The sequence below is a fragment of the Mesorhizobium sp. M7A.F.Ca.AU.002.02.1.1 genome (assembly GCF_003998535.1).
GTDB classification, from domain to species: domain Bacteria; phylum Pseudomonadota; class Alphaproteobacteria; order Rhizobiales; family Rhizobiaceae; genus Mesorhizobium; species Mesorhizobium ciceri.
Map to the genome: position 1 here is coordinate 1 of NZ_RZPB01001370.1, position 738 is coordinate 738.

The window sequence follows — 738 nt, forward strand, 5'->3', positions numbered from 1 at the left end:
GGCACTGGGCGTTCTCGAAATAGATGCGATGGCCGCAATGGGGGCAGTCGAAGAGTTTCATGTCGGTCTCAATTCACCGGAGGTGACATAGATGTTCACGGCGGCCCGTGCCCAACGCGAACAGCCGCGCGGCGTTCCACATTTTCCTGAAGCTATTTGGCCGCAAGCTGGGCGACAACCTGTCTTGCCACCGCTTCGCCCGACAGCCGTGCGCCGCCGCAGGTCTGCATCAGCGGGCCGGCCAAGTGCTCGCCGGCGAAGAAGATCTTGTCGGCCACCGGCTGCATGAGCGCGGCGCGCGCCAGTGAACGGCCAGGGCGGGCGGCGACGTAGGCGCCGCGCACGAAGCGCTCGCCGCCCCAATTGGTCATCATGGCGCGTCCGACATGCTTGCGCGTATCGCCACCGAAGATGCCGCACAGCCGGTCGACGACGAAGTCGATGCCGGCCGCCTCGCCGGCCGCCGACATTTCCCAGGCGAAATCGCCGCCGACGAACCCGACCATCAGGTCAAGGTCGAACGGGAAGCACAGGAAATAGATGTCGTGCCTGGCCATCCGTTCGATCAGCAGGTCGTCGAAAGGCTGCAGCCCGAGCCTTGTGCCCGATATTTCGACCGGCAATTTGGTCAGCATGCCCATCGGCAGGTCGAAGAAGGCGCCAAAATGGGGGTCGGGCAGGGCCGGCGAGAACGCGATCTCCTCGAAGGCGAGCACCGCCGGCGAAGCGGTCACGATC

General features: G+C 65.0%; 1 protein-coding gene. It reads right to left on the reverse strand.

Annotated elements, in window-relative coordinates:
* Positions 1–152 precede the first annotated feature (152 nt).
* On the reverse strand, positions 153–738 hold a 586-nt coding region (locus tag EN879_RS37795), incomplete at its 5' end, for an FAD-dependent oxidoreductase (protein WP_164774937.1).